General features: G+C 54.2%; 20 protein-coding genes. 2 read left to right on the plus strand and 18 right to left on the minus strand.

Annotation, left to right across the window (positions count from 1 at the left end; genetic code table 11):
- Window positions 1–73 precede the first annotated feature (73 nt).
- Window positions 74–847, minus strand: coding sequence for a hypothetical protein (locus QP888_RS00705; protein ID WP_284811453.1), 774 nt, complete (start codon window positions 845–847; stop codon window positions 74–76).
- Between the two features lie 427 nt (window positions 848–1,274).
- Between QP888_RS00705 and QP888_RS00710 the strand changes: the two genes are divergently transcribed.
- Complete coding sequence (locus tag QP888_RS00710) at window positions 1,275–2,639, plus strand: DUF349 domain-containing protein (protein WP_284811454.1); 1,365 nt, start codon at window positions 1,275–1,277, stop codon at window positions 2,637–2,639.
- A complete protein-coding gene (locus QP888_RS00715) occupies window positions 2,640–3,878 on the plus strand; it encodes a GNAT family acetyltransferase (protein WP_284811456.1) in 1,239 nt (412 codons plus the stop codon).
- Window positions 3,879–3,894: 16 nt separating this feature from the next.
- Here the strand turns inward: QP888_RS00715 and QP888_RS00720 are convergent, their stop codons facing one another.
- The 17 genes from QP888_RS00720 to dapA form a co-directional block, all read right to left on the minus strand.
- Complete coding sequence (locus tag QP888_RS00720) at window positions 3,895–4,596, minus strand: Rv2732c family membrane protein (protein WP_284811458.1); 702 nt, start codon at window positions 4,594–4,596, stop codon at window positions 3,895–3,897.
- 23 nt (window positions 4,597–4,619) lie between these two features.
- Entirely contained in the window at window positions 4,620–6,158 is a 1,539-nt protein-coding gene (gene miaB, locus QP888_RS00725) for a tRNA (N6-isopentenyl adenosine(37)-C2)-methylthiotransferase MiaB (protein ID WP_284811832.1), read from the minus strand.
- Window positions 6,159–6,357: 199 nt separating this feature from the next.
- On the minus strand, window positions 6,358–7,260 hold the full coding sequence (locus tag QP888_RS00730) for a glycine betaine ABC transporter substrate-binding protein (RefSeq protein ID WP_284811461.1): 903 nt from the start codon (window positions 7,258–7,260) through the stop codon (window positions 6,358–6,360).
- A 121-nt stretch (window positions 7,261–7,381) separates the two neighbouring features.
- Window positions 7,382–8,311 carry an ABC transporter permease gene (locus QP888_RS00735; protein ID WP_284811462.1) on the minus strand — a complete coding sequence of 310 codons (930 nt, stop codon included), beginning with the start codon at window positions 8,309–8,311 and terminating at the stop codon, window positions 7,382–7,384.
- Entirely contained in the window at window positions 8,311–9,366 is a 1,056-nt protein-coding gene (locus QP888_RS00740) for a quaternary amine ABC transporter ATP-binding protein (RefSeq protein WP_284811463.1), read from the minus strand. Before QP888_RS00740 ends, QP888_RS00735 begins: the two co-directional genes overlap by 1 nt.
- Window positions 9,367–9,650: 284 nt before the next feature.
- The gene (locus QP888_RS00745) at window positions 9,651–10,298 is read right to left on the minus strand and encodes a regulatory protein RecX (protein ID WP_284811465.1); all 648 of its coding nucleotides are present in this window, start codon (window positions 10,296–10,298) and stop codon (window positions 9,651–9,653) included.
- Window positions 10,282–11,430: a recombinase RecA gene (gene recA / locus QP888_RS00750; RefSeq protein WP_284811467.1), complete on the minus strand. Its 1,149-nt coding sequence runs from the start codon at window positions 11,428–11,430 to the stop codon at window positions 10,282–10,284. Before recA ends, QP888_RS00745 begins: the two co-directional genes overlap by 17 nt.
- A gap of 271 nt (window positions 11,431–11,701) precedes the next feature.
- Window positions 11,702–11,917: a DUF3046 domain-containing protein gene (locus QP888_RS00755; RefSeq protein ID WP_284811469.1), complete on the minus strand. Its 216-nt coding sequence runs from the start codon at window positions 11,915–11,917 to the stop codon at window positions 11,702–11,704.
- A 43-nt stretch (window positions 11,918–11,960) separates the two neighbouring features.
- Window positions 11,961–12,836: a PspA/IM30 family protein gene (locus QP888_RS00760; RefSeq protein WP_284811471.1), complete on the minus strand. Its 876-nt coding sequence runs from the start codon at window positions 12,834–12,836 to the stop codon at window positions 11,961–11,963.
- 124 nt (window positions 12,837–12,960) lie between these two features.
- Window positions 12,961–13,335 carry a helix-turn-helix domain-containing protein gene (locus QP888_RS00765; protein WP_018119725.1) on the minus strand — a complete coding sequence of 125 codons (375 nt, stop codon included), beginning with the start codon at window positions 13,333–13,335 and terminating at the stop codon, window positions 12,961–12,963.
- A 165-nt stretch (window positions 13,336–13,500) separates the two neighbouring features.
- Window positions 13,501–14,043, minus strand: coding sequence for a CinA family protein (locus QP888_RS00770; protein WP_284811473.1), 543 nt, complete (start codon window positions 14,041–14,043; stop codon window positions 13,501–13,503).
- A gap of 3 nt (window positions 14,044–14,046) precedes the next feature.
- Window positions 14,047–14,607 (minus strand): CDP-diacylglycerol--glycerol-3-phosphate 3-phosphatidyltransferase, encoded by a 561-nt coding sequence (gene pgsA / locus QP888_RS00775; protein ID WP_284811475.1) that lies wholly within the window; start codon window positions 14,605–14,607, stop codon window positions 14,047–14,049.
- Between the two features lie 36 nt (window positions 14,608–14,643).
- Window positions 14,644–15,660 (minus strand): TerC/Alx family metal homeostasis membrane protein, encoded by a 1,017-nt coding sequence (locus QP888_RS00780; protein ID WP_284811834.1) that lies wholly within the window; start codon window positions 15,658–15,660, stop codon window positions 14,644–14,646.
- 293 nt (window positions 15,661–15,953) lie between these two features.
- The gene (locus tag QP888_RS00785) at window positions 15,954–19,253 is read right to left on the minus strand and encodes an FtsK/SpoIIIE family DNA translocase (RefSeq protein WP_284811477.1); all 3,300 of its coding nucleotides are present in this window, start codon (window positions 19,251–19,253) and stop codon (window positions 15,954–15,956) included.
- 85 nt (window positions 19,254–19,338) lie between these two features.
- A complete protein-coding gene (locus QP888_RS00790) occupies window positions 19,339–19,965 on the minus strand; it encodes a TIGR03085 family metal-binding protein (protein WP_284811479.1) in 627 nt (208 codons plus the stop codon).
- Window positions 19,966–20,030: 65 nt separating this feature from the next.
- Entirely contained in the window at window positions 20,031–22,247 is a 2,217-nt protein-coding gene (locus QP888_RS00795; RefSeq protein WP_284811480.1) for an RNase J family beta-CASP ribonuclease, read from the minus strand.
- Window positions 22,248–23,156, minus strand: coding sequence for a 4-hydroxy-tetrahydrodipicolinate synthase (gene dapA, locus QP888_RS00800; RefSeq protein WP_284811482.1), 909 nt, complete (start codon window positions 23,154–23,156; stop codon window positions 22,248–22,250).
- Window positions 23,157–23,196 lie beyond the last annotated feature (40 nt).

Raw genomic sequence — 23,196 nt, forward strand, 5'->3', positions numbered from 1 at the left:
TTTTCAGCACTGTCGTTTTCAACGCTGTGCCTTCCGTGATGGCCCCTAGCCTCTCCAGGCTGTCCGTGCACACCTAATCCCCTTTCTTGCCAGTGCGCCCAATAATCTGGCCAGTCGCAATATAGCGAGCTACCCCATGGCTGACATCCACATGACGTAATTTCATCTGCGTCAATGCTCCGGCAGCGTGCAGCGTAGCTAGCTCGAGCCACAAGGCCGGTTCCCGGATACCGGCATCCTGCAACTGCTGGCTGCTCGGTGGCTCAGTAAACGCGGGCAGCATATCCGGCAACCGCCCTGCACGTTCCGGCTCCCCATCAGTCGCATCATGTGCGTTGGCGTCTTGATTCACAGCACAAGCGCTAGCGCTCGTTTTAGCACTGCCGCTGCCCAATAAGGCCCGTGCCCAACGATCGGCTGCCGGTGCGGCTGGCAGCTCGGCCAAAGGTGCACGTGGCCCTAGCCCGGCGCTCCCATCGATTCCCAACAACACGACGGTTTCTGGAGTTAAACGATGCGAAGCCAGCAGCTCCGCCAAGCTGGGATAGCTCGCGCTGATGAGATGCTCCCATTCCACACAGAGATAGCGCAACACGAGTTCCGCGAGAAAATAGCCGTCGGCAAGCTCAACCTGTGGAGCACCCCACGCGCGAAAACTCCCGCGATGCGCTGTCCGCCACTGTGGATCTTGCGATCCAACAAGTACGATCTCACTGACAGAGCTTTCACCAGCCGCGTCCTTCTCAATCAGATCGGTGAGCAGGCCCCGGACGCGTTCACGAATTTCGGCGCTTGCGCTATCGGCTGGAGCCAATTCCGCAACAAATGCTGGGCTCGTTGGCACCACGCACAACTGACACAAATACTGCGCACCGTGCACGTTTATCTGACCTGTCGAGCCAGATGAAGCTGAGACAGGCCCTGGCGATTTTGACGGTTTTGGCTGCTGCGAGATCACAAACAATAGCCTAACCGAGCGTCGCTGCTTTCCACATAATGACGATAACGACCTCTGCCACGAGTCGCCTAGCCACATGGCAGCAAGAGATGGCTGCAAGGAATTACTGTTCAGAATGGCGATCGAAAAAAGCACCCCAGAAATAGCCGGGAGAGATAACAGTGCCGGAGGGTCTGGTGACAGTAACAAATCCAAGCAGGTAAGTTTGAAAACACAAGTGGTACTCACTCATCATGTGCAGAGTGAGTAGAAACTGTCCACAACTGCCCGACGAGTTTTACAGTAGTAGTTCACGAAAATTCGAGGACCATCAGACATGACACAGCAGCACACGCCCAGCCCATCCCCAGCATCCATGCCGAAGCCGGGTCTGCGTTCACGTGGAGTTTCCCGTACGGCAGGCATAGCCGCGTCTACGCCCACCCCTGTGCCTGTTTCTGCGCCGATTTTCTCCAAGCCCAGTGAGCACGGCTATATTACCGACGACGGCACGGTCTACCTCACCAGCGTGCTCAATGGTGCCGAACGCATAGTCGGGTCCTGGCAGGCTGGCAGCAGTGCAGATGGCCTGGCACATTTTGGCGCCAAGTTCGAGGAATTAGCGACCAAGGCAGAAGTACTCGAAACCCGCCTGCGGGCTCACCCGCACGATGCTGCCGACATCGCACGCTCAGCACAGGCACAGCGTGAAAGTTTGTCTGAGGCAGCTGTCGTAGGTGACCTACCAGCCCTCGACAAGCGGCTTGCAGAGATCATCGACCTGTGCGACGACGCGGCTAAGCAAGCAAAGCGCGACCAAGAACAGCGTGCTGCCGATGCTCAAGCCGCAAAAACCACGCTGGCTGAAGAAGCCGAAGCAATCGCCGAGCATTCCACCGATTGGAAGGCCTCCGGCGATCGCTTGCGCAGCATCTTGCAAGAGTGGAAGTCCATTAAAGGACTGGACCGGGCCACTGATGATAAGTTGTGGAAACGTTTTTCCCGTGCCCGGGACAGTTTCCACCGTCGCCGCGGGGCACACTTCGCGGACTTGGATAAGCAGCGCGCCCAAGCGCAAAAGACAAAGGAATCTCTAGCAGACAAGGCTGAAGCTTTGCAAGATTCCACGGATTGGTCCCGTACCGCAAGCGCCTATCGGGATCTCATGCGGGAGTGGAAAGCAGCTGGCCGCGCTCCCCGTGCCACAGATGATGCTCTCTGGGTACGTTTCCGTGCAGCACAGGATAAATTCTTCGGTGCGCGCGATGCTGCCCAGGCGGAAAAAGACGAGGAGTTTGCCAACAACGCGAAGCGCAAAGACGAGTTGCTCGCGCGCTATGACGAGCTCGTAGACCCTGCCAAAGGCATTGCCACCGCCCGCGAGAAACTGCGGGAGTTGCAAGAGCAGTGGGACGAAATCGGGTTTGTGCCCCGTGGACAAGTGCGCGAATATGAGGATAAAATTGCCGCAGTAGAAGCCCGGGTATCACAAGCCGAAGAAGCTGAGTGGAAACGCACAGACCCCGAGGCACAGGCACGGATCGCACAATTCCAGTCGAAGGCCGATGATTTCGCCGCACAGGCCGAAGCTGCGGAAAAGGCCGGCAAAACAGCACGAGCGAATGCTCTGCGCGAGCAGGCTAGCCAATGGCGCGAGTGGACACAGGTGGCAGAACAAAGCCTGGACGATACCACCGACTAGATGCACTTAGCCCAATTCGCTGCTCCCGTCCGTCGGCAGCAGCCGCAGAACCCACATCAAGCACAGCAGACACACAAACTGCTCGTGCCCAGCGATGAAATCCGCGATTTCGTGCTCGCCGCAAACGTAGCTGCGCAGGATGCGACACAGGATCCAGCTGCCTCTGCAGCACCGGAGCGTGTAGTCTCCCAACTCGCGGGTTCAGCCGAATCAGCAACGTACCTATTTGCACTGTGCGAAGCACCTCCACTCGGCGAGGTCTCTGAACTGTCCTATCCCCTCATTAGTTCTACGGATAATCCACGAGAGTGTGGTATACGCGGCCATGCTTGGCCGGGTGGCGAACCCAATTTTGTTGGTTTTATTCACCTGACCTTGGCGCTACTAGAAGATACCAGCATCGCCGAGATTGAATGCGTCCTCGATATTGACCTGCTGCCGTTGCCCGGCGAATCCGCAGACGAAAAAACCAAACAAGTAACGGCACGGCTACTCGATTCCGCCGAGCACATCGCGGCTCAACTGGGGCGAAGTCGTGCACAGATTACCGTGCATCATCCGGCTGATCGCCCTCCCGATGCGGACCCGTTTTATGCTGCTGTCATAGATTCCGGCTACTACCGCCACTTGGGGCATATACAGGCGTATATCCCCGCGGAGCCCGTTACACAACAAGCACACGTAGCCAGCCAGCAAGCAGACAGCGAAGCAGAAAACCACCCAGGTTATCGTCTTGTGGCATGGCGGGACTACGCCATTGCTGACGAATACGTCCCGCAAGTCCGAGAGCTTTTGACGGTTGCTTCTATCGATGTTCCCAGCGGTGGTATGGAACTCGACCCCATCGAATGGACATCAACCCGTATGGAGCAAGCTGCTCAGCGATTGCGCTCTCGCGGTGGCTCCACCTTGTTGTTCGCGCTCGTCGACAAGCACACAGACAAGATTTGCGCCTTGACCGAAATTGCGCGGCACTATGGCTCCGATCCGACAGTAGCGGAATGGACACTGACCGTGACCGCCCGCATACGACGTCGGCAAGGGTTAGCAAGCCACGTGAAATTCCAAGCTATCCACGCTGCACGAAAAATTTGGCCAAGTGTGAACCGGATTTATGGATCCATCCCGGATCAGCCCGACCATATGCGCTCACTTTATCGCAGCCTTGGTGCCGTCGAGCTTAGTTGCAGCTCGACATGGGAAAAACGACTTCCCTTCGCCGAGACAGCGGCAGATTAGTGCTGAGGACTGAAGGCTAGTTGTTCCGCTGCGTGCGCGAGGCTGCATGCCGACGGCGGTCATCGACAAACAGCGGGTTTGAATCATAATCCGTATTCTGGACTTCCATACCAGATGCTCGCTGCAAGCGGGCAATATCATCAATGGTGGTCGAATCCGCGCGCATCCGGGCCGCAGCTTGCTGCTGCGGATTACGCGTAAGCGCCACCGAACAATACGCGCCAAACGCGAAAATAGCAGCCACTATGCCAACGTACATCCCGATGGAATGTGGAGTATTTTCTCCATCATGTGGCCCGGTGTGACGCACCCACAACGAGAACACCGAATACGGCAGCGCAACGGTCACACACATCCAGCCAATCAGACCTGCCGGAGCAAAGCGGGTGATGACCACAAGAGTGCTCGCGATACCAATGCCGACGGTTAACAGCACTGCATGAACCTGTTCAATCGTCGTGGTCACCTCACTGCTGCCCAGCAAAGCTTCATAACCGCGCGCGCTGCCGGCATACGGCAACAACAGGAACCCGACATAGCCCACGATGGCGGCAATCAGCACATAAGCGGCTTTCCCAAGCGTCATCGTGCGTGCGGCTCGCTTTTCGACGACCGCTGATTCAGCCGCAGTCGGACGGCGCGTCGGCTCTTGCGATTGTGGCTGCTGCGGGTTCGATGATGAATCTGACACTGAGTCCGAAGAGGAAGAAGTAGACATGTCACCGATGGTATAAGACGCGCCTAATTGCTGCGAGCGGCAACTGTAGGCAAGCCCAAGCTCACGCCCACTGGTGCAGTGCTCGGGGTCTTACCGGCACCGGACATGTCACCAGCTTTCGTACGACGGTGGTGATTCACTCCCCCGTCCGCAACAAGAAAATATGGCTTCGCAGCGGTCACAGTAGTCACGACCACATCGCCAGGTCGGATTTCACCATCGAGATTGCCGCTTGGAGCAAAGTGCACAAGACGGCCATCACGGGCACGGCCAGACAAACGATTCGTCTGCTCATTTTTCCGCCCGCCAGCTGCTTGGACCAGCAATTCTACTTCTGTGCCCACAAGGGCGCGGTTGTCCTCCAACATGATTTCGTCTTGCAGCGCCACCAAGCGTTCAAAACGATCCTGCACGATCTCCTTCGGGATCTGCTCATCCATCTCCGCAGCAGGAGTACCTGGGCGAGGAGAATATTGGAAGGTAAAAGCAGAGGAGAATCGAGCACGGCGCACGATATCCATCGTTGCCTGGAAATCCTCTTCGGTCTCACCAGGAAATCCGACAATGATATCGGTAGTAATTGCAGCTCCGGGAATTTTTTCTCGAGCTTCGTCCACGATTTTCATGAATTTCTTGCTGCGATACGAACGGCGCATATCTTTAAGCACTTTGTCCGAACCAGACTGCAATGGCATGTGCAGCTGTGGACAAATAACCGGGTACTGAGCCATCACGTCAATCACATCACTCGTGAATTCTGCAGGGTGCGGGCTAGTAAAACGCAATCGGTCCAAACCCTCAATCTGCGCACAGGCTGCAAGCAACTTCGAAAACGCGCTGCGGTCACGCTTCAGGTCAGGGTCCACGAAGTTCACCCCATAAGCGTTGACATTTTGTCCAAGGAGGGTAACTTCACTGACGCCCTGGTCAACGAGCGCTTTCACTTCCGCAAGAATATCTCCTGGGCGGCGATCAATTTCTTTACCGCGCAACGATGGCACAATGCAAAATGTGCAGGTGTTATTGCAGCCAACAGAAATCGATACCCATCCGGAATAAGCAGATTCGCGCTTAGCTGGCAGCACAGACGGGAAATCTTCCAAAGCATCAACGATTTCTACCTGAGCTTGCTCATTGTGACGCGCCCGTTCCAAAAGCGTCGGCAGCGAGCCCATGTTGTGGGTACCAAAAACGGCATCGACCCACGGAGCGTTTTTCAGCACTGCGTCTTTGTCTTTTTGCGCCAGGCAGCCGCCTACGGCAATCTGCATACCAGGATGATTTTCCTTGGTCTTTTTTAAATTACCCAGGGTGCCGTATAAGCGCTGATCAGCATTTTCTCGTACTGCACAGGTGTTAAATACGATGAGATCAGGTTGCACCGATTCCGCATCCGCTCCAGCATGAGCGCTATATTCTGCGGCAGAGACATAGCCCGCATCTTCTAGCAACCCAGCCAAACGTTCTGAATCATGCACGTTCATTTGGCAACCAAAGGTGCGCACCTCATAGGTGCGCGGAGATCCCGCGGGGCCTGCCTGCTCGGTGGAGCCGGTGGTCATATCGACTGCGGTTTGCCGCATCTCGGTGGTGTATTCCCTATTCTCGTTGCGCATGCTCACGGAAGGACATTGTAGTGACCTCCCGCGAGAGTTCATAACAGCCGGATACCCGGTTAGCTGAGTGTCTTTTCTCCCCAGCAACCGGGTACCGGCCCCATCAGCATCCTGCAGAAAGCAGCCGCGGATGCACCACCTCAGCTTAGGAACGCTGTGGTGCTGCAGGAATGACGTCTGGGTACTGCTCGAGCCAGGCTGCAATGGCTTTGTCTTCTTCGCCCTCAAACTCGTTGACGACGAGATCCTCCAGCGCACCGTATTCCTCATCAGTCATGCTGAGCTCAGCGAACCAATCTGCCAGTTCTGGGAATTCCTCACTGAAACCGCTGCGCGCCAACCAGTGCAACGCTTCGGCCTCGCCCATCACCGTGTCTGGATCTTCCAGATCACGAACCGGGAAGACATGGTTGGCAAAATGTGGGCGCCACAGGGTCACGACAATATCTTCTTCATCCTGGATCGCCGCATCGAGCTCAGCCAGCATCGCAGGAGTAGAAGAAGTAGCCAGCTGGTATTCATCGTCGAGATCATAAGCTGGCATCGCCGAGTTTTCTGTCTGGTCAGTCAAGCCGGCGGATGGCTCAATCCCCACGATGCGGCCGCCGAAGCGCTCACCTTGGCCTTTAAGATCCTCAATCTTGTCGACGCCTTCGACATACTCCGGAACCGCCAGCGTCAATTGAGCATTGTCGTAGTACGCGCCCAGATCTTCTATGTTGTCGCCATGTTCTTCTATGTAGTGGTCATGGGTCATTTCCGGCCACGCGGACGGATAGATATCGATATCGCCATTGGCTAGGGCAGTGTAGAGCACGGCTGCTTCCGATTGCGGATCATGCTCAACCTCGTAGCCGGCTTCTTCCAAGAAGTGCTCGATAAGGTACGCGGTCGACAATCCGTCTGGCCACGACGGCAGGTAGCCCAGGGTAATCGTCGCATCACCGGCGCCATTAGTTACACTATCGCCGCCGTCATCAGCGCAAGCAGTCAAGGTCAGTACCAAGGCGCTAGCTCCCGCTCCGGCAAGAAGCTTTCGGTTAATCATGGGGTTGTCCTTTCTCCACTCACAGAAATGTCATGGGATCAAAGATGTCATGGGATTGACGGCGATATGAAGTTATTCGTTAACGACGACGTGAGAGTGCCCTCGCTAACGCGTTCTGTTTTTATTCGGCACTGGCGGCCACTGTGGAAGGTGCTTTGTGCTTGTCGCGCTTCGTTGTGCGCCAACGAGCAAGCAACGACGACGGGTAATCACCTGGATTGCCCAAAGCTGCGGTGAGACGATCCAAAAAGACCGCCAAGATTACCACTGCAAGGCCAGATTCCAGTCCTTGCGCCAGATTCAGCGTGGAAATCGCCGCCACAACTTCTTTGCCTAATCCGTCGGCACCGACCATGCCTGCGATTACAGCCATTGATAGCGAAAGCATGATGATCTGGTTAATACCGGCCATGATCGAAGGCATGGCTAAGGGCAATTCGATGCCACGAAGAATTTGGCGATCGGTCGCACCATAGGAGCGCCCAGCTTCCACGGTCTCCGCATCGACATGCCGAATGCCTAATTCGGTCATGCGCACGCCGGGGGCCAGAGCAAAAATAATTGTCGAGAAGATGCCCGGAACCACTCCGATGGAGAAAAACATCACCGCTGGCAGCAGGTATACGAAGGCTGGCATAGTCTGCATAAAGTCCAAAATTGGACGAACCACGGCGGAGACTCGAGCGTTTTTCGCCGCCCAGATCCCCACCGGAATTGCAATGACCACCGCAACCAGCGTCGCAATGATCACCAAAGCCATCGTGTCCAGCATCTGTTCCCATTGACGCATTCCCATAACCAGCAAGAAAGTTAATGCCACACCAACTGCCAGCCGCCAGGATCGCAGCGCCCAACCGGCAAACGCGAAAATGACCAACAGCACAAATGCAGGTATTGCCTTCAGACCATTGGCAAGGCCTTCGACCAGAAACGACGTGACCGTGGAAAAGACATCAAAAACAATAGAGGCGTTTTCCCGCAGCCACATCAAGACATCATCGCCCCAAGTTCCTAAGGGGATGCGTGGGACTAATTCTTCATTCAGTGCCATTAGCGACCACCTTCTTCGGAGGTTTCGGAATGATCAGCTACGGCTGCAAGCAATGTTTCTTTCGTTATGATGCCGTCGATCCCACCATCGCTATTCTTGACGACGAGTGGTTGCTCGTGGCCTGCGGCTCGGGAAAATAACTGGGAGACCGGGATATCCGCGGCGACGATAATCTCATTATCAACTGTTGTCTCATCCGGCAGCGGCGTTGTCAGGGATTCACAAATATCGCCGGCGAGCAATACCCGTGAACGGTCGACATCGCGAATGAACTGTGCGACGTAGTCGTTAGCAGGCTCACGGAGAATCTCCCCAGCCGTACCTATTTGCTCGATCCGGCCATCACGCATCACGGCAATTCGATCACCGATACGCATCGCCTCATTAAGATCGTGAGTAATGAACAATACGGTTTTGCCCAGTTCTTGCTGCAGATTCATCAGGTGATCCTGCATTTCTTTGCGAATTAGCGGATCCAGAGCAGAAAAAGCCTCATCCATGAGCAGAATATCGGTATCGTTCGCCAACGCTCGTGCTAAGCCGACGCGTTGCTTCATTCCACCTGATAATTCATCCGGCCGGTAGTGTTCCCAGCCTTCCAACCCCACCATTTGTAGAGCCTTGCGGGCTTTTTCTTCCCGCTCAGACTTATTTACGCCCTTAATTTCTAAGCCATACGCCGCATTGTCTCTGACAGTCCGGTGTGGTAGAAGGGCAAAATTTTGAAAGACCATTGAGATTTTGTCACGGCGTACTGCACGGAGCTCAGCTTCGGACATATCCGTAATCACATGGCCCCCTAAGCGTAGTTCCCCAGCGGTGGCTGGGTGCAAACCGTTAACCATGCGGATGAGAGTGGACTTGCCACTGCCTGAAAGCCCCATGACGACAAATACTTCTCCGGGGATTACTTCGAAGCTAGCGTCAATTACTGCAGCTGTGAGGCCGTCTTCGCGCAGCTGTTCACGGCTGATCCCGTTGTGTAGCGCATCGACGCCACGCTTTGGGTTTTTCCCGAAAATCTTATACAGCCCATTGGCAGAAATACCTGTCACAAATGCTCTCCCCTACCGTGAAACAAAGTCTGTGCGCACGACGGCGCCGTGCCTTAGAGCTATGTGCTAGTTCGAAGTTTTCTACCATTGTATTTTCTCATTAAACACCAAGGTTGCCACGAAAACCCGAGTTTGGCTACCAAGGTGCGCTGAAATTGCCATTGAGTTGATCATTCCGACGCCAGCACGGAACCGTGGGTAACACATGAGATAAGCGCAATGGCCAGCAGCAAGGCGGACTATCACTTTGCTACTGGCCATCACCACGGACAGTGCCTGTTGTGCTAGCGAGTATCCATCTCTAGCTCATCACAGCGTTCATCGAGTGCCTGTCTGGCGTATCGTAAAGCCATTCCCTGGCCAAATCCTCGCCGGGCTAGCACACCAACAATTTTTCGAAGCTCTTTGTCATATCCCGCCCGGTCGTTAATACGCTTGACTTTCTTCGCTTTTTTCGTTGCCAGAGCTTGGGCAAGTTCAGCTTCATCGTCATCGTCAATCTGGTCTAGCGCCTGCGCACGGATGACCGGCGAAATACCTTTGTCCGCTAACTCATGATCAAGCACCAGCCTGGTTTTCCCACGACGATTGTGCCGCTGATAAACCCACTCATGCGCAAATTTCTCATCATCAAGCAAATCCGCGCTCTCTAAATCCGCTATCACCTCGTCGATAACTTTGGCTTCGAATTCTGCATCGAGAAGCTTACCGCGCAACTCGTGTACGGATCGTGCGCGGTAATTAAGCAAGCCAAGTGCTTTTTTACGCACAGGAGCTTTTTGTTCTTCTAGCTCGTAATCAATGATTGACGAGCCATCAGAATTATCGGTCGTGTGTTGCGCAATTGCATCGCGCAGGCGAGCGATTTTCTCCGAGCTGGGCTGCGGATCACCAGCTGGCTGATCCACAGGCTGTTTATTCTTCGGAGTCATCAAAATCAGGTGCGTCGCTGTCTGCGCCTGTTTGTTCGCGCAATGGCGCATCAGAACCCGGAACGTCCAGGCTCTCCTCGCCACTGTTCTTAGCAGCATATTTTCCAATTCCTAGTTTTTGGAAAATCTTTTGCTCCAGCTCGTCACTCAGCTCCGGGTTGGACTTGAGGAACTGACGGACCTTTTCTTTGCCCTGCCCAAGTTGCTCGCCTTCGTAGGTGAACCAGGAGCCGGATTTCTTAACAATGTTGTTTTCTACAGACAGATCAATGATCGAGGACTCACGAGAGATACCTTCGCCGTACATAATGTCGAATTCGGCGACCTTAAATGGTGGCGACACCTTGTTCTTCACAACCTTGAGCTTGGTACGGTTTCCGATGGAGTCTTGTCCGTCCTTGAGCGTCTGAATACGGCGGATATCACAGCGCACTGACGAATAAAACTTCAGGGCTTTACCACCGGTAGTGGTTTCTGGCGAACCGAACATGACGCCAATCTTTTCGCGCAACTGGTTAATAAAGATTGCAGTCGTACCAGAATTGTACAACGCACCGGTCATCTTTCGTAGTGCCTGCGACATCAGACGAGCTTGCAAACCAACATGGGAATCACCCATCTCGCCTTCGATTTCAGCCTTGGGAGTTAGCGCTGCCACTGAGTCCACCACAATGATGTCAATGGCGCCCGATCGCACAAGCATATCGGCAATTTCCAGCGCTTGCTCGCCAGTATCTGGTTGCGAAACTAACAGGTTATCGGTGTCGACGCCCAGCAAACGAGCATATTCTGGATCAAGAGCGTGCTCAGCGTCAATAAACGCAGCAATGCCACCTGCCTTCTGTGCCTCGGCAATAGCGTGCAGGGTCACAGTCGTTTTACCCGATGATTCCGGACCGTAGATTTCCACAACGCGCCCACGCGGGAAGCCACCAATGCCCAAGGCAACGTCGATTGCAGTATTTCCCGAAGAAATAGCTTGAATTGGAGGACGATCGTCGTCTCCCAGACGCATGACAGCGCCTTTGCCGTAATCCTTTTCAATCATCGCCATTGCAGCATCGAGTGCCTTTTGGCGATCTGCTCCTGCATTTTCCGTTTTCTTAGCGCTAGTTTTTTTCTTCGTTGCCATAGTTATTGTTTTCCTTGTTCATTTTCCCGTGTTCACTGTGATTCCTGGTGGTTACGCATGTATATGGTGCAGGCAATCGTACATTCGCATCCTCTAGGAAACACTTAATCTGCTACGAGCAGAACGTCGAGTACCGCTCGTGCTACATTAGACGCCACAAAACCTCAAAAGGTTCCGCGCATCTAGTTTTTATAGAGTTTGCACGGGCCACATGTACTGGTTTTCCGCCTCTATAGTGTTTGTTCTTCGAACTCGATGGCTTTCAGGCCAATTACCAGCCAGGGTTGTCCTTACCCAAGCGCCGTTCTTCTGGGATACGAAAATCTTCCATGATCCCATCCCAAATCTCTGCGGGATCAACTCCTGCTTCGATAAGCTCGTCGGCGGTGGCCTCACGCCCGGTCAACACGTGTGAATGAGCAATCCATTTCGCCTGGGTTTCCCCAAATTCATCGTGCAATAGTCGGCTGAATTCAGTTAGTCGCATAGCAACACCGCCTTATACTCGGGATCTTATGCAATCGTAGTTGCTATTCCCCACGAAGTTCCCGCATGCGTTTAGCAATTTCATCTTCCGAAACTTGCGGCTGAGCTTGCTGATCTGCCTGGGCACCACCTTGTTGACCAGACGTCACCTGCTTCGGTGCACCTGACTGACCTTGCGACATCGACTTCTGCGCAGAACCTGACCCACCCATCTCGGCCCGGATTTGCTCAAGCCGCGAATGACCAGCCATCTGGATGCCGGCCTGCTTTACCTCGTGCATGCGGTTGTGGACGGAGTTTTCCGCAAGTTCAGCCTGGCCCAATGCGCGCGAATAGCGTTGTTCAATCTTGTCGCGAACACTATCAAGCGATGGTGAGGAATCATTGGTGAGGTTGTTCATGGAGTTGATCGACTCTGAAACCTTTTCCTGCATCTTGGCCTGCTCCAGCTGGCTCAGCAACTTGGACCGCTGCTGTACCTTTTCTTGCAGCTGCATATTATTGCGCTCTACAGCCTGCTTAGCCTGGTCGGCCTGTTTCAGTGCTTGATCGTGCATTTGCTTGGTTTCTTCTACAGATTGCTCCGCAGTCACCAACTGTGCAGCAAAAGCTTCTGCAGCGTTTTCGTATTCAATAGCCTTTCGCTCGTCACCTTCACTGCGGGCTTTGTCCGACAATTCCAACGCTTGCTTCGTATTCGACTGCAGCTTTTCTACCTCATTAAGCCTGCGGTTCAACTGCATCTCTAACTGGCGTTGATTACCGATCACTGCGGCCGCCTGTTGCGACAGCTCCTGATGTTGCCGCTTCGCATCGCTAATCGCTTGCTCGATCTGGACCTTCGGGTCTGCGTGTTCGTCAATCTTCGAATCGAACAGAGCCATGAAATAATTCCATGCCTTACTAAAAGGATTAGCCATGCTAAATCAAGCACCTTCCTGTGTGCGTATCTAGGTCAAATTGTGGTTGTCGGTGTAAAGCCACCGCGGCCCGAGATGAACTGCGAATCAATTTTCCATGAAGTGCTCGCCGAAAGCAGTAAACCTAAGACTGCGAAGCAGGCTCCGCGGCGGCAGGTGAGGTTTGCGCCAACTCTTGATCGACGGAAGTCATTGCCATATTTCCGGCAGCTTCAATGAGAACGTCAGCCACGGTTGCATTCAAAGCGTGGCAGACTGACGCAAGAAGTTCCGAAGAAACTTCTTTGCGCCCACGCTCAAGCTCGGAAATATAACCAGGTGAAACCCGTGCCGCTTTCGCCAGCTCACGCAACGTAACCCCTTTATCAGCGCGGAAGGCACGCAGCGCTAAGCCTAAAGCCTGCCGCAACAGGGGCTCTGGCTTAGCCAAACGCTCGTGATATGCGGTGGTTTCTCCGGTGATAATCGGAGTATCAAGTACTACTGATTGAGTTGCCATCACTTATTCCAACGATTCGAGTTCATATTTTGTTCCCACCTAATGGGGTGGGAACACCGGCTAGTATACAACGGCTTTAAACATTAAGACTCAAAATTTCATAGCTAGCCGAACATACTAGCGACCTATCACGCCGATCCAATAATTCCCTTAAATAGCAATCGACTAGGCCTTGGAAAGCGCAGATAGCAGTAGTCGCAACGCAGCTTCAACTGAGTTTTCACGCACCTGTCCGCGCGTGAGATTCGGCCATTGGTGCAACTGCACTGATGACGATGTAGAGGTCGGCCCCGCGATCGCAATGTAGACATCGCCAGCAGGATGCCCTTCAGCCGGACCAGGCCCTGCCACACCAGTAAGAGATACTGCCCAATCACTCCTGCATGCCTTGCGGGCACCCCCAGCCATCGCTTGCGCGCACTCGGCAGATATTACCCCGTAGCGCGTAATCAGATCACGATCAACGCCGGCCAGCAACACCTTGAGCTCGGCAGAATAGGTAACTAGCCCTCCTTGTAAAACCGCAGATGCCCCGGGTACATCTGCAAGGCGCGCTGCCAATCCACCTGCCGTCAAGGATTCACACGTCGCCAGGGTTTGGCTTCGGGATTCCAACAGCTTTAACACTGCGCGGGCATCACCATCTCGCGCATCGTCGCAGGCATTATCACGGCAGTCCCCAGTGTATGCACTCCGAAATGCAGGCATGATTTAATTCTCCCGCTGCGAATCACGCAGATAGGCAAAGCCGGTCCATACAGTCACCACGACGGCAGCCAGCATGACCAATAGCGTCGGCACGTCCATCCAGCTTGGCAGTGGACATAGGTAGAACGCGACAGCGAGCGCTTGCAGCGCGGTTTTTAGCTTGCCGCCTTGGCTAGCTGGGACTACTTTTCCACGACGCAAAAGCGCAAAGCGCCAGACGGTGATTCCGAATTCACGAATTAAAATGACGACCGTTATCCACACCGAAAGCTCACCGATAATATTCAAGCTCACCAAAGCAGAAGTCATCAGTGCTTTGTCGGCAATCGGGTCGGCAATCTTGCCGAAATTTGTGACCAATCCGCGTGCTCGCGCGATATCGCCATCGAGCTTATCGGTAATCATGAGCGCGGCAAAAACCAAGAACGCCGCCCACATCCAGCCAATTTCGGTGCCCCCGCCCGCTAGAACGAGCCACACAAAGACCGGGATAAAGGCGATCCGCAAACTCGTGAGAACGTTTGGGAGATTTAGGTTAGACGGCTTCGCAGCTGGGGTACTCACACACCTGATCCTACCCCGTTCCGATTCACCTTTTGCCTAGACCCCCGGTCGATGTGTGCGGGTATCAATTGCACCTTGTGCGACATCCCGACGAGATTTGATCACCGAGGCAACCACCGTCACTACCAGTGTCAAGACAATAAAGATTAGCGAGCCAATTGTGGAAATCTCTGGCACTGACAAGTTTTCTCCACCATTGATAAACGGCAGATTATTTTCGTGCAGCGCATGCAGCAGTAGTTTGATACCGATGAATCCCAAGATCACACCCAAACCGTATGCCAAGTAAATCAAGCGATCCAGTAAACCATCAAGCAAGAAATACAATTGCCGCAAGCCCATGAGGGAAAAAGCATTCGCCGCGAATACCAGATAAGCCTCGGTGGTGATTCCGTAAATTGCCGGGATCGAGTCGAATGCAAACATGACATCCACGAAACCGATGGCCAGAAGTGCGACCAGCAGTGGAGTGACCGCCAGTTTTCCTGCGTTACGCACGACCAAATTATCGCCCTGGTAATCCTTCGTGACCGGCATGACCTTACGGATCATTGTGATGACCAGCATGTCATTTGGATGAGTCTCCGGTTTGTCACGGAACTCATCGATCACCAACCTGATGGCGATGTACAGCAAAAAGATCGCAAATACATAAAAAATATCTGACCAGGCAGAGATAAGCGCTGAACCCGCAAGGATAAAGATCAAGCGGAAAATGAGGGCCAGAATAATGCCGATCAGCAATACCTTCTGCTGGTATTGTCTCGGCACCTGAAATGCCCCGATAATCAAGGCAAACACAAAGAGGTTGTCAATCGACAACGCCTTTTCGGTCACATAACCAGTGAAATATTCAATGCCGTGCCGCGCGTCCCATCCAAACCACACGACGACACCGAACAATAAGGCGATCCCGATATAAAACGCTGACCAGAAACCGGCCTCTTTCAGCGTGGGCGCATGCGGTGTGCGAACGTGAGTATAGAAATCAAATATGAAAAACCCAGCAATGGCTGCGATAGTAATCAGCCAAACAACGAGTGGTACTCCCACCACGACCTCCGGTCAGCATGTAGATGGACCAGAGGTCTCTCCTGCCCACAACCCGCACACGGACAACTCAGGAACAATCACGTATTCCGAGGCAATAGCTGTTGCCGCCATTGCTGCGCAAAGAGCCCAAACTCTTTCGCGTTCTCCCTTGCCACGTGGGGTGGGCCGACAGAACCGGGTGCCAGCAAAGACGCTGCCACCGTGTTGACGATTACTGTCGCGTTGAGGATACTCCCCTCCATGAACTGCTCTACAGTTTAGCGCACTCCAAAGCGAACCCCGATAACCACGCTTTAAAACGCCGATGAGGTGGGATTATAGGAAGCCTTAGATACTTGTCGCGCTCCTGTACCATTTGATGAGTCATCCTCGGCAGTCTCACCAAGGTGAGCCTCCTGTTCTTGCACTTCCTTCGGAGCCTCAGCTGGATCCGCACCTTTGATCATCCAAATGGTCGTATCCAGCTCTTCTGGTTTGGTCAACACTTCGCGTGCTTTAGAGCCTTCTGAAGGGCCGACGATTCCACGAGTTTCCATCAAATCCATCAAACGACCAGCTTTGGCGAAACCGATACGCAACTTCCTCTGCAGCATCGACGTGGATCCCAGTCCGGAGGTCACAACCAACTCGACGGCTTCCAGCAAGTCATCCATGTCTTTGCCGATATCGTCGTCAATCGCCTTCTTCGCCTCAGCTTGTTTATCCTCGGTCACGCCCTCGGTATAGTCTGGCTCCCCTTGCGCCTTAGCCGCTTCTACCACGGCGTAGACCTCGTCATCGGATACAAAGGCACCCTGCATGCGCACTGGACGTCCACCCTGCGGAATGAACAGGCCATCACCCATACCAATCAGTTGTTCGGCACCGGTCTGGTCCAAAATCACGCGCGAGTCCGTCGACGACGACGTCGCAAATGCCAAACGCGATGGCACGTTAGTTTTGATCAGACCGGTCACGACATCGACCGACGGGCGCTGGGTGGCCAATACCAGGTGGATACCCGCCGCGCGCGCTTTTTGTGTGATGCGCACGATCGATTCTTCAATCTCTTTCGGTGCTGTCATCATCAGATCTGCCAACTCATCAACGACACACACAATGAATGGATAGGGTTCCATCACACGCTCAGAGCCCGCAGGTGCCTGCACCTGACCGGTACGGACCTTGTGGTTGAAGTCTTTGATGTGGCGGACTCGCGCCGACCGCATGTCCTGGTAACGTTGCTCCATTTCCTCCACCAACCACTGCAATGCGGCCGCTGCCTTCTTTGGTTGGGTGATAATTGGCGTGATCAGGTGTGGAATACCCTCATAGGGAGTCAATTCCACCATTTTTGGATCCACCAAAATCAAGCGCACATCATCCGGGGTCGCACGTGTGAGCAGCGAGACCAGCATGGAGTTAACGAATGCCGATTTACCAGAACCCGTCGAACCGGCAACGAGTAAGTGTGGCATCTTCTGAATAGACGACGAGATAAATTCGCCTTCGATATCTTTACCCAATCCAACCAGCGTTGGATCCTCGTCGCCAGCGATAACCTCAGATTCCAGAACATCGCGCAACCGCACGATCTCACGATCAGAATTTGGCACCTCGATACCAACTGCCGATTTACCCGGAATTGGCGCCAAAATACGCACGTTTCCTGTCGCTACCGCGTAAGCCAGGTTCGACTGCAAGTTAGTAATCTTGCTGACTTTCACACCTGGCCCCAGCTCAACGATATACCGAGTCACTGTCGGGCCACGAGTGAAACCAGTAACTTCTGCATCCACCTTGAACTCTGCAAAACAGGCATCGATGGCTTCAATAGTGCGATCATTAGTTTCGGTGCGCGTCTTCGGTGCACGCCCAGGCTCCAATAATCCCGGTGATGGAATCGCATATTCAACCGGCTCAATCGCCGCTTCCGAATTCAACTCTGCTCCGTCTGCCGGATCCGCGTCCACGCCCTCTGGCACTGTCTGTGCGGTGTGCGGAGCGTGCGAAGCCTTTGTCTGCGGTACCGGCTTTTTCTGTTGGTGCAAACTATCCTGCGCTTGGGCCACAGCATCGCGAGATTCTGTTGAAAGCACCTCAGTTTGTTCCGAACCAACGCTGGTAGAAGAGTTATCCGAACCGGCACGCGAGGATTCGAGTACTACTGGAATCTCGTCGGTATCACTCACTGACGGTGCACGCCGTGCTCCCGCACTAGCCGCCGAGGATGACTCGCTGCGTGCGGGTACGCCAGTATTTCGCAATACCTCAGTCTGTTCTCCCCGCCGGTTATCCAACGCCGAATCGGTACGCGCCTTGTGCCCAGCAGTGCTTGGTTGCTGGTTGGCTGGTGCAAGAGCGCGCGCAGCATCCACGGGTACTGTCCTTCGGCCCGCAGAACGATCTGGTCGCACGACAGGTGTCGCACGCAATGGTGCACGACGACGCGGCCGAGGCCCTCCGGAAACAATGGCATCGATGTCTTCATCAACATGGCCATAGGCATCATCTAGCTCTACGGAACCCTCATCACATGCTTCTGTATCGCCAGCTTTGCCAGAAACTGCCTCGCGAAGGTACTCAACCAATTCTTTGACGGTGATCCCGGTGACTTTCAAGGCTCCGTAAATAATCACCAAAAACAGTAAAGGCACCGCTACATATGAACTAAATCCGGCGGCTAAGGCACCACCTGTCCAGGCCCCAAGTGCACCACCGCCGACAAATCGTTCCGCCCAGGAATCTGGCGCACCAGAAAAGAGGTGAATTAACCCCAGCATCGACACCACAATCAAACCGGTACCGACGCTGACGCGCACGCGATTTTCTAATGCCACTCGCTTTCCAGAAAACAGGGCAGCCGCCGCGACTACCAAAGCCACGGGAATCACAAAAGCGCCAGCGCCCAATACTGCATGGGTAGCCGTCGCGATGCCACGCCCGATGAATCCAGCGATATCAAGCCAAACCGAGGCCCCCAACACTATGGCGATACCAATTAAGACCAACGCGATCGCATCGGAGCGTGACGACGGGCCACTGGCAGCCTTCTGCGCTGTCGATACCTCATCGCCGAATTCATCAGTCTCTGGCGACTCGAGGTTCGGGCAAACCGAAGATTCTATTTTCTTCGGGTTTTTATTCGGCTTTACGGAACTATCAGGAGCACCCGCAGAATAGAGGTCCTCATCAAGTTTTCCGTGGCCATCTTCGTTCGCTACGACTTTTTTGTCGTACTCGGCATACTCGTCGTATTCTTCATCGGATTGCCCAATATTGCCAAACTTCGTCAGCGCTTCAGCTGTTTTAGAAAAAATCGACCCAATCCCTGATCCGACTGCCCGAAATGCGCTCCCCGTACGCTCGTGCGAGGTGTTCGCAGCGCGATGAGAAGAACCAAATACTGCCGTTTCAGGATGTGTGGATTCCACCTTTGTCACCGAGCCCTGCGTAGACTTACCAGCAGCTCGTGTCGACGCAGCGCTACCGCTCGCCTTAGCCTCCGTACGGCTGGTGCGGCTGCGCGCCGCCGGGCGGGTGGAATCAGAACGGAATTTCTTGCGCTCACTACCACCTCGAGTATTGCGTGGGCTGGTGGATTTTACAGACATGACCCATACCCTAATACCTCAATGCTCAATTTTCCCAAGCGCCACACCATTTCCACGAATTGACTTACATACCTGTAAGTCAAGTCTATAAACTAGACCGAACAATTTTCGCAGTATCTCCACTCATCTCAACATCAACAGAGTCCCTACCAAAGACCCACAACACGAGCTCCCCGATATCACCGGACACGCGGGCGACAGCATCACCTTGGTCAACCACTCCCCGCGCACCACCGATGGCCAGGGGAGCTAAGCTTGTTGGACCCAATATGACCGGTAACTCCGAATGCCGAAGTAGCACCTTCGCCAGCAACGGCAATGACTTGGATAAAGCAGCAGTCGCTGCTGGTTCAAGTACACGTGGGCTCCACGACTGGCGGGCACGACGAACATCTTCATGGTGCACGAAATGCTCAGCTGCATTCATCGTGCGATCAGCAAGCCGGAGCGGTGAAAATTTCGGCGGTCCAGCGCGCCAGTGTTGTACCAACTGTGCATAGTCCTGCTTTTTCACCTTATTCTGCACCCTCACAAGGTGATTTTTCAACGGCGAAATCACCATCCCCGCAGCAGCATCTGGGCGGTGTTCACGAACCCATAAATGCGCAGCCAAATCGGTAGTCGTCCACCCAGAGCACAAGGTAGGTGCTTGTGGACCGACTTCGAGGAGAAGGTCGGCCAATAGCTGGCGCTCAGAATCAGAAAAAGACATGTCCCCAGGTTACCCCCAGGGACATGTCTTTCTGAACTATCTACACAGGCTAAAAAGCCAGAGACTTAGATAGATTCACGTGAGTTATCAACTTCCTCATCATCCACGATCTCGATCTCCGAGGCCATTGGGACGACGGTCGGCAGAATCACTGGCTCACGCTTCCAGTTCTGCTCAATGAAACGGGAGACCTTACGGCGAAGCTTCTGCACCATGCGGTAGGTATCGTTTTCGCCCTCGGCGGCCAGATCATTCATGGTGTTATCCACAAGTTCGACTACCTGTGGAATAAGCGCACGGTCGTCTTCTGCAAAGCCTGTGGTTTCAACGCGTGGCCGCTCCAGCAACTGTGAGGTGCGGTTGTCGACCACACAGGTAATTGACACCACACCGCCAGCCCCAAGGCTGGTGCGATCAGCGAGGGTGTCGGCATCCACGTTGCCCATGTTCACGCCGTCGACGTAGAGGTTACCAACGGTCTTCTGGCCCACTACTTCGGCTTTGCCGTTCGCCATGTCAATAACCACGCCATTTTGTGCGAGCATAACACGCTCACGCGGCACGCCGGTGGAGATCGCTAGCTCCTTGTTTGCGCGAAGATGGCGCCACTCACCGTGAACCGGCCAGGCATTCTTCGGACGCGCGGCGTTATACAGGAACAAAAGTTCACCAGCATAACCATGGCCTGACGAGTGCACCTTGGCATCAGCGCTGGTGATCAATTCCGCGCCGATTTGTGACAGCATATTGATCACACCGAAAACTGCTTCTTCGTTACCCGGGATCAGTGACGACGACAGAATAATCAGATCTCCTGCACGCACCGTAATCTGCCGATGCTCACGGCGGGCCATCCGTGACAGCGCAGCCATCGGTTCTCCCTGGGTACCGGTGGTAATCAACATGGTCTTGTGCGGAGCCATCTTCGAGGCTTCCTCAATCGGAATGATGGTGCCCTTTGGTACGCGGAGGTACCCCATCTTTTCGGCAATTTCCATGTTTCGCAGCATCGAACGTCCGTTGAACGCAACCTTACGATGCGAAGAAACAGCGGCGTCAATGGCCGCCTGAACACGGTACACGTTCGAGGCAAATGATGCAACGATCACCCGGTTTTTTGCAGACTGCACGATGCGTTTCAGTGTCGGCGCAATATCAGCCTCAGTAGCCGATACCCCAGGAACCGTGGCATTCGTAGAATCACACAGCATCAGGTCGACGCCTTCATCACCGTACCGCGACAAGGCTGGCAGGTCCGTTGGACGGTTATCCAACGGCGTCTGGTCAAGCTTGATGTCACCGGTATGAATGATCGATCCTGCAGGCGTATTCAGCATGATGCCCAATGCATCTGGGATCGAGTGGTTAACTGCCCAGAACCGGCACCGGAACGGCCCGTAATTCACGTCAGATTTTTCATTAACTTCCACCAGCTTTGGTTTCTGGCGGTGTTCTTTCGTCTTCGCCGCGATCAGCGCGAGGGTGAATTTGGATGCGACGATTGGAATGTCCGGACGTAGCTTAAGTAACCACGGGATAGCACCGATATGATCCTCGTGGGCGTGGGTCACGACCAATGCTTCAACTTTGTCAATTTTTTTCTCGATTGGTCCGAAATCCGGCAGAATCAGGTCCACACCTGGCTCTCCTGACGAGGGGAAAAGCACGCCGCAGTCGATGATCAACAATTTGCCGTCATATTCGAAGACGGTCATGTTACGGCCGATCTCCGAGATACCACCCAGAGCATACATACGCAGCGTACCTTTTTGCTGCTGCGGTGGCTCAGGCAAGCGCTTCGTTAGATCAGCACCTTGCATCGATTTCGGGACGTTGCGACGTCCACGGTTGTTTCCGCCATGGTTGTTTCCGCCCTGGCCGCCACCGTGGTTGTTGTTACCGCCACGCCCCCGGTTCGAACGCCCACGAGAACCGCGGCCGCGTCCCTTACCGGAATTGTTGCCGCCGCCTTTGTTGTCTTTGTTATTTCCAGAGGCGTTTTCGGCAGAGTTATCTCCCCCGGATTTTTTATTATCCGAGTTATTCGACTTGTCCTGTTTTTTGGACTTGTTCGAGTTCTTGTGGTTCCGGTTGTGGTTACCAGAATCAGCAGACTGCGAGCCACCAGATTCTGGCGTATTTTCTGGTGGCTTAAACGACGGGTTCGGTGCAGTTTCAGCAGAACCGCTGTTCTGCGACAAAGATTGCGATACAGTTGCAGCGTCCTCCGGCGGCCCCGCCTTACGGGATACTTTCCGGGAACGAGTGCGAGATTCAGTCATCTATAAGACTCCAGCTTGGTCCAAATTACGGCGCAGCCCAGCCACCTGCTCGTTGTCTAACGGAACGAGTGGCAACCGCGGCTCGCCTACGTCAATGCCCTGTTCACGCAGGGCTGCTTTAGCAAAATTGGCGCCGCCCAAACGATGTTGTGCTCGGATTAACGGCGTTAATACAGTTGTGTGGATCTCTCGCGCACGCGCAAGATCTCCGGTGTCGTATGCGTCATAGAGCTCACGCAAAGCTTTCGGTGCAGCGTGTCCGATTACGGAAATAAACCCGCTTGCACCAACCGACAACCACGGCAGGTTTGCTGGGTCATCACCCGAATACCATGCCAGGCCGGTTTCTTGAATCAGATTGCAAGCAGCATGCAGATCACCTTTTGCGTCCTTCACTGCTTGGATGGTGGGCAGCTTGGCGAGTTCAACGATAGTTTCCGACTCGACCGGAATGCCCGAGCGTCCAGGGATGTCATACAAGCTGATGGGCAGGTCCGTAGCCTGCGCAACTGCCGTGTAATGAGCGATAAGGCCTGCTTGGCTCGGCTTCGAGTAATACGGAGTCACAACCAAGAGAGAATCTGCCCCCGCAGCCGCGGATTTCTGGGCGAGATCAATTGTGGTAGCCGTATTATTCGTGCCGACGCCGGCCATGATCTTGGCACGATCACCGACCTCGTCTTTGACAGCTTTGATGAGAGCAAGCTTCTCCTCCACCGATGTGGTGGGTGACTCTCCAGTGGTACCGGAAACCACGAGGGCATCCAAGCCATTATCCACCAGATGAGCGGCTAGTTTTCGCGCAGCGCCAAGGTCCACAGCGCCGTCCTTATCGAACGGGGTCACCATGGCAACACTGACGCTGCCGAATGTCTCGACTCCAGTCTTGACTGTCAAACCTGTGCTCATGCTGGTCTAGGTTACCCGTTAACCACGTCCAACCGAGAAC

The organism is Corynebacterium sp. MSK297 (genome assembly GCF_030232885.1).
Taxonomy (GTDB): Bacteria; Actinomycetota; Actinomycetes; order Mycobacteriales; family Mycobacteriaceae; genus Corynebacterium.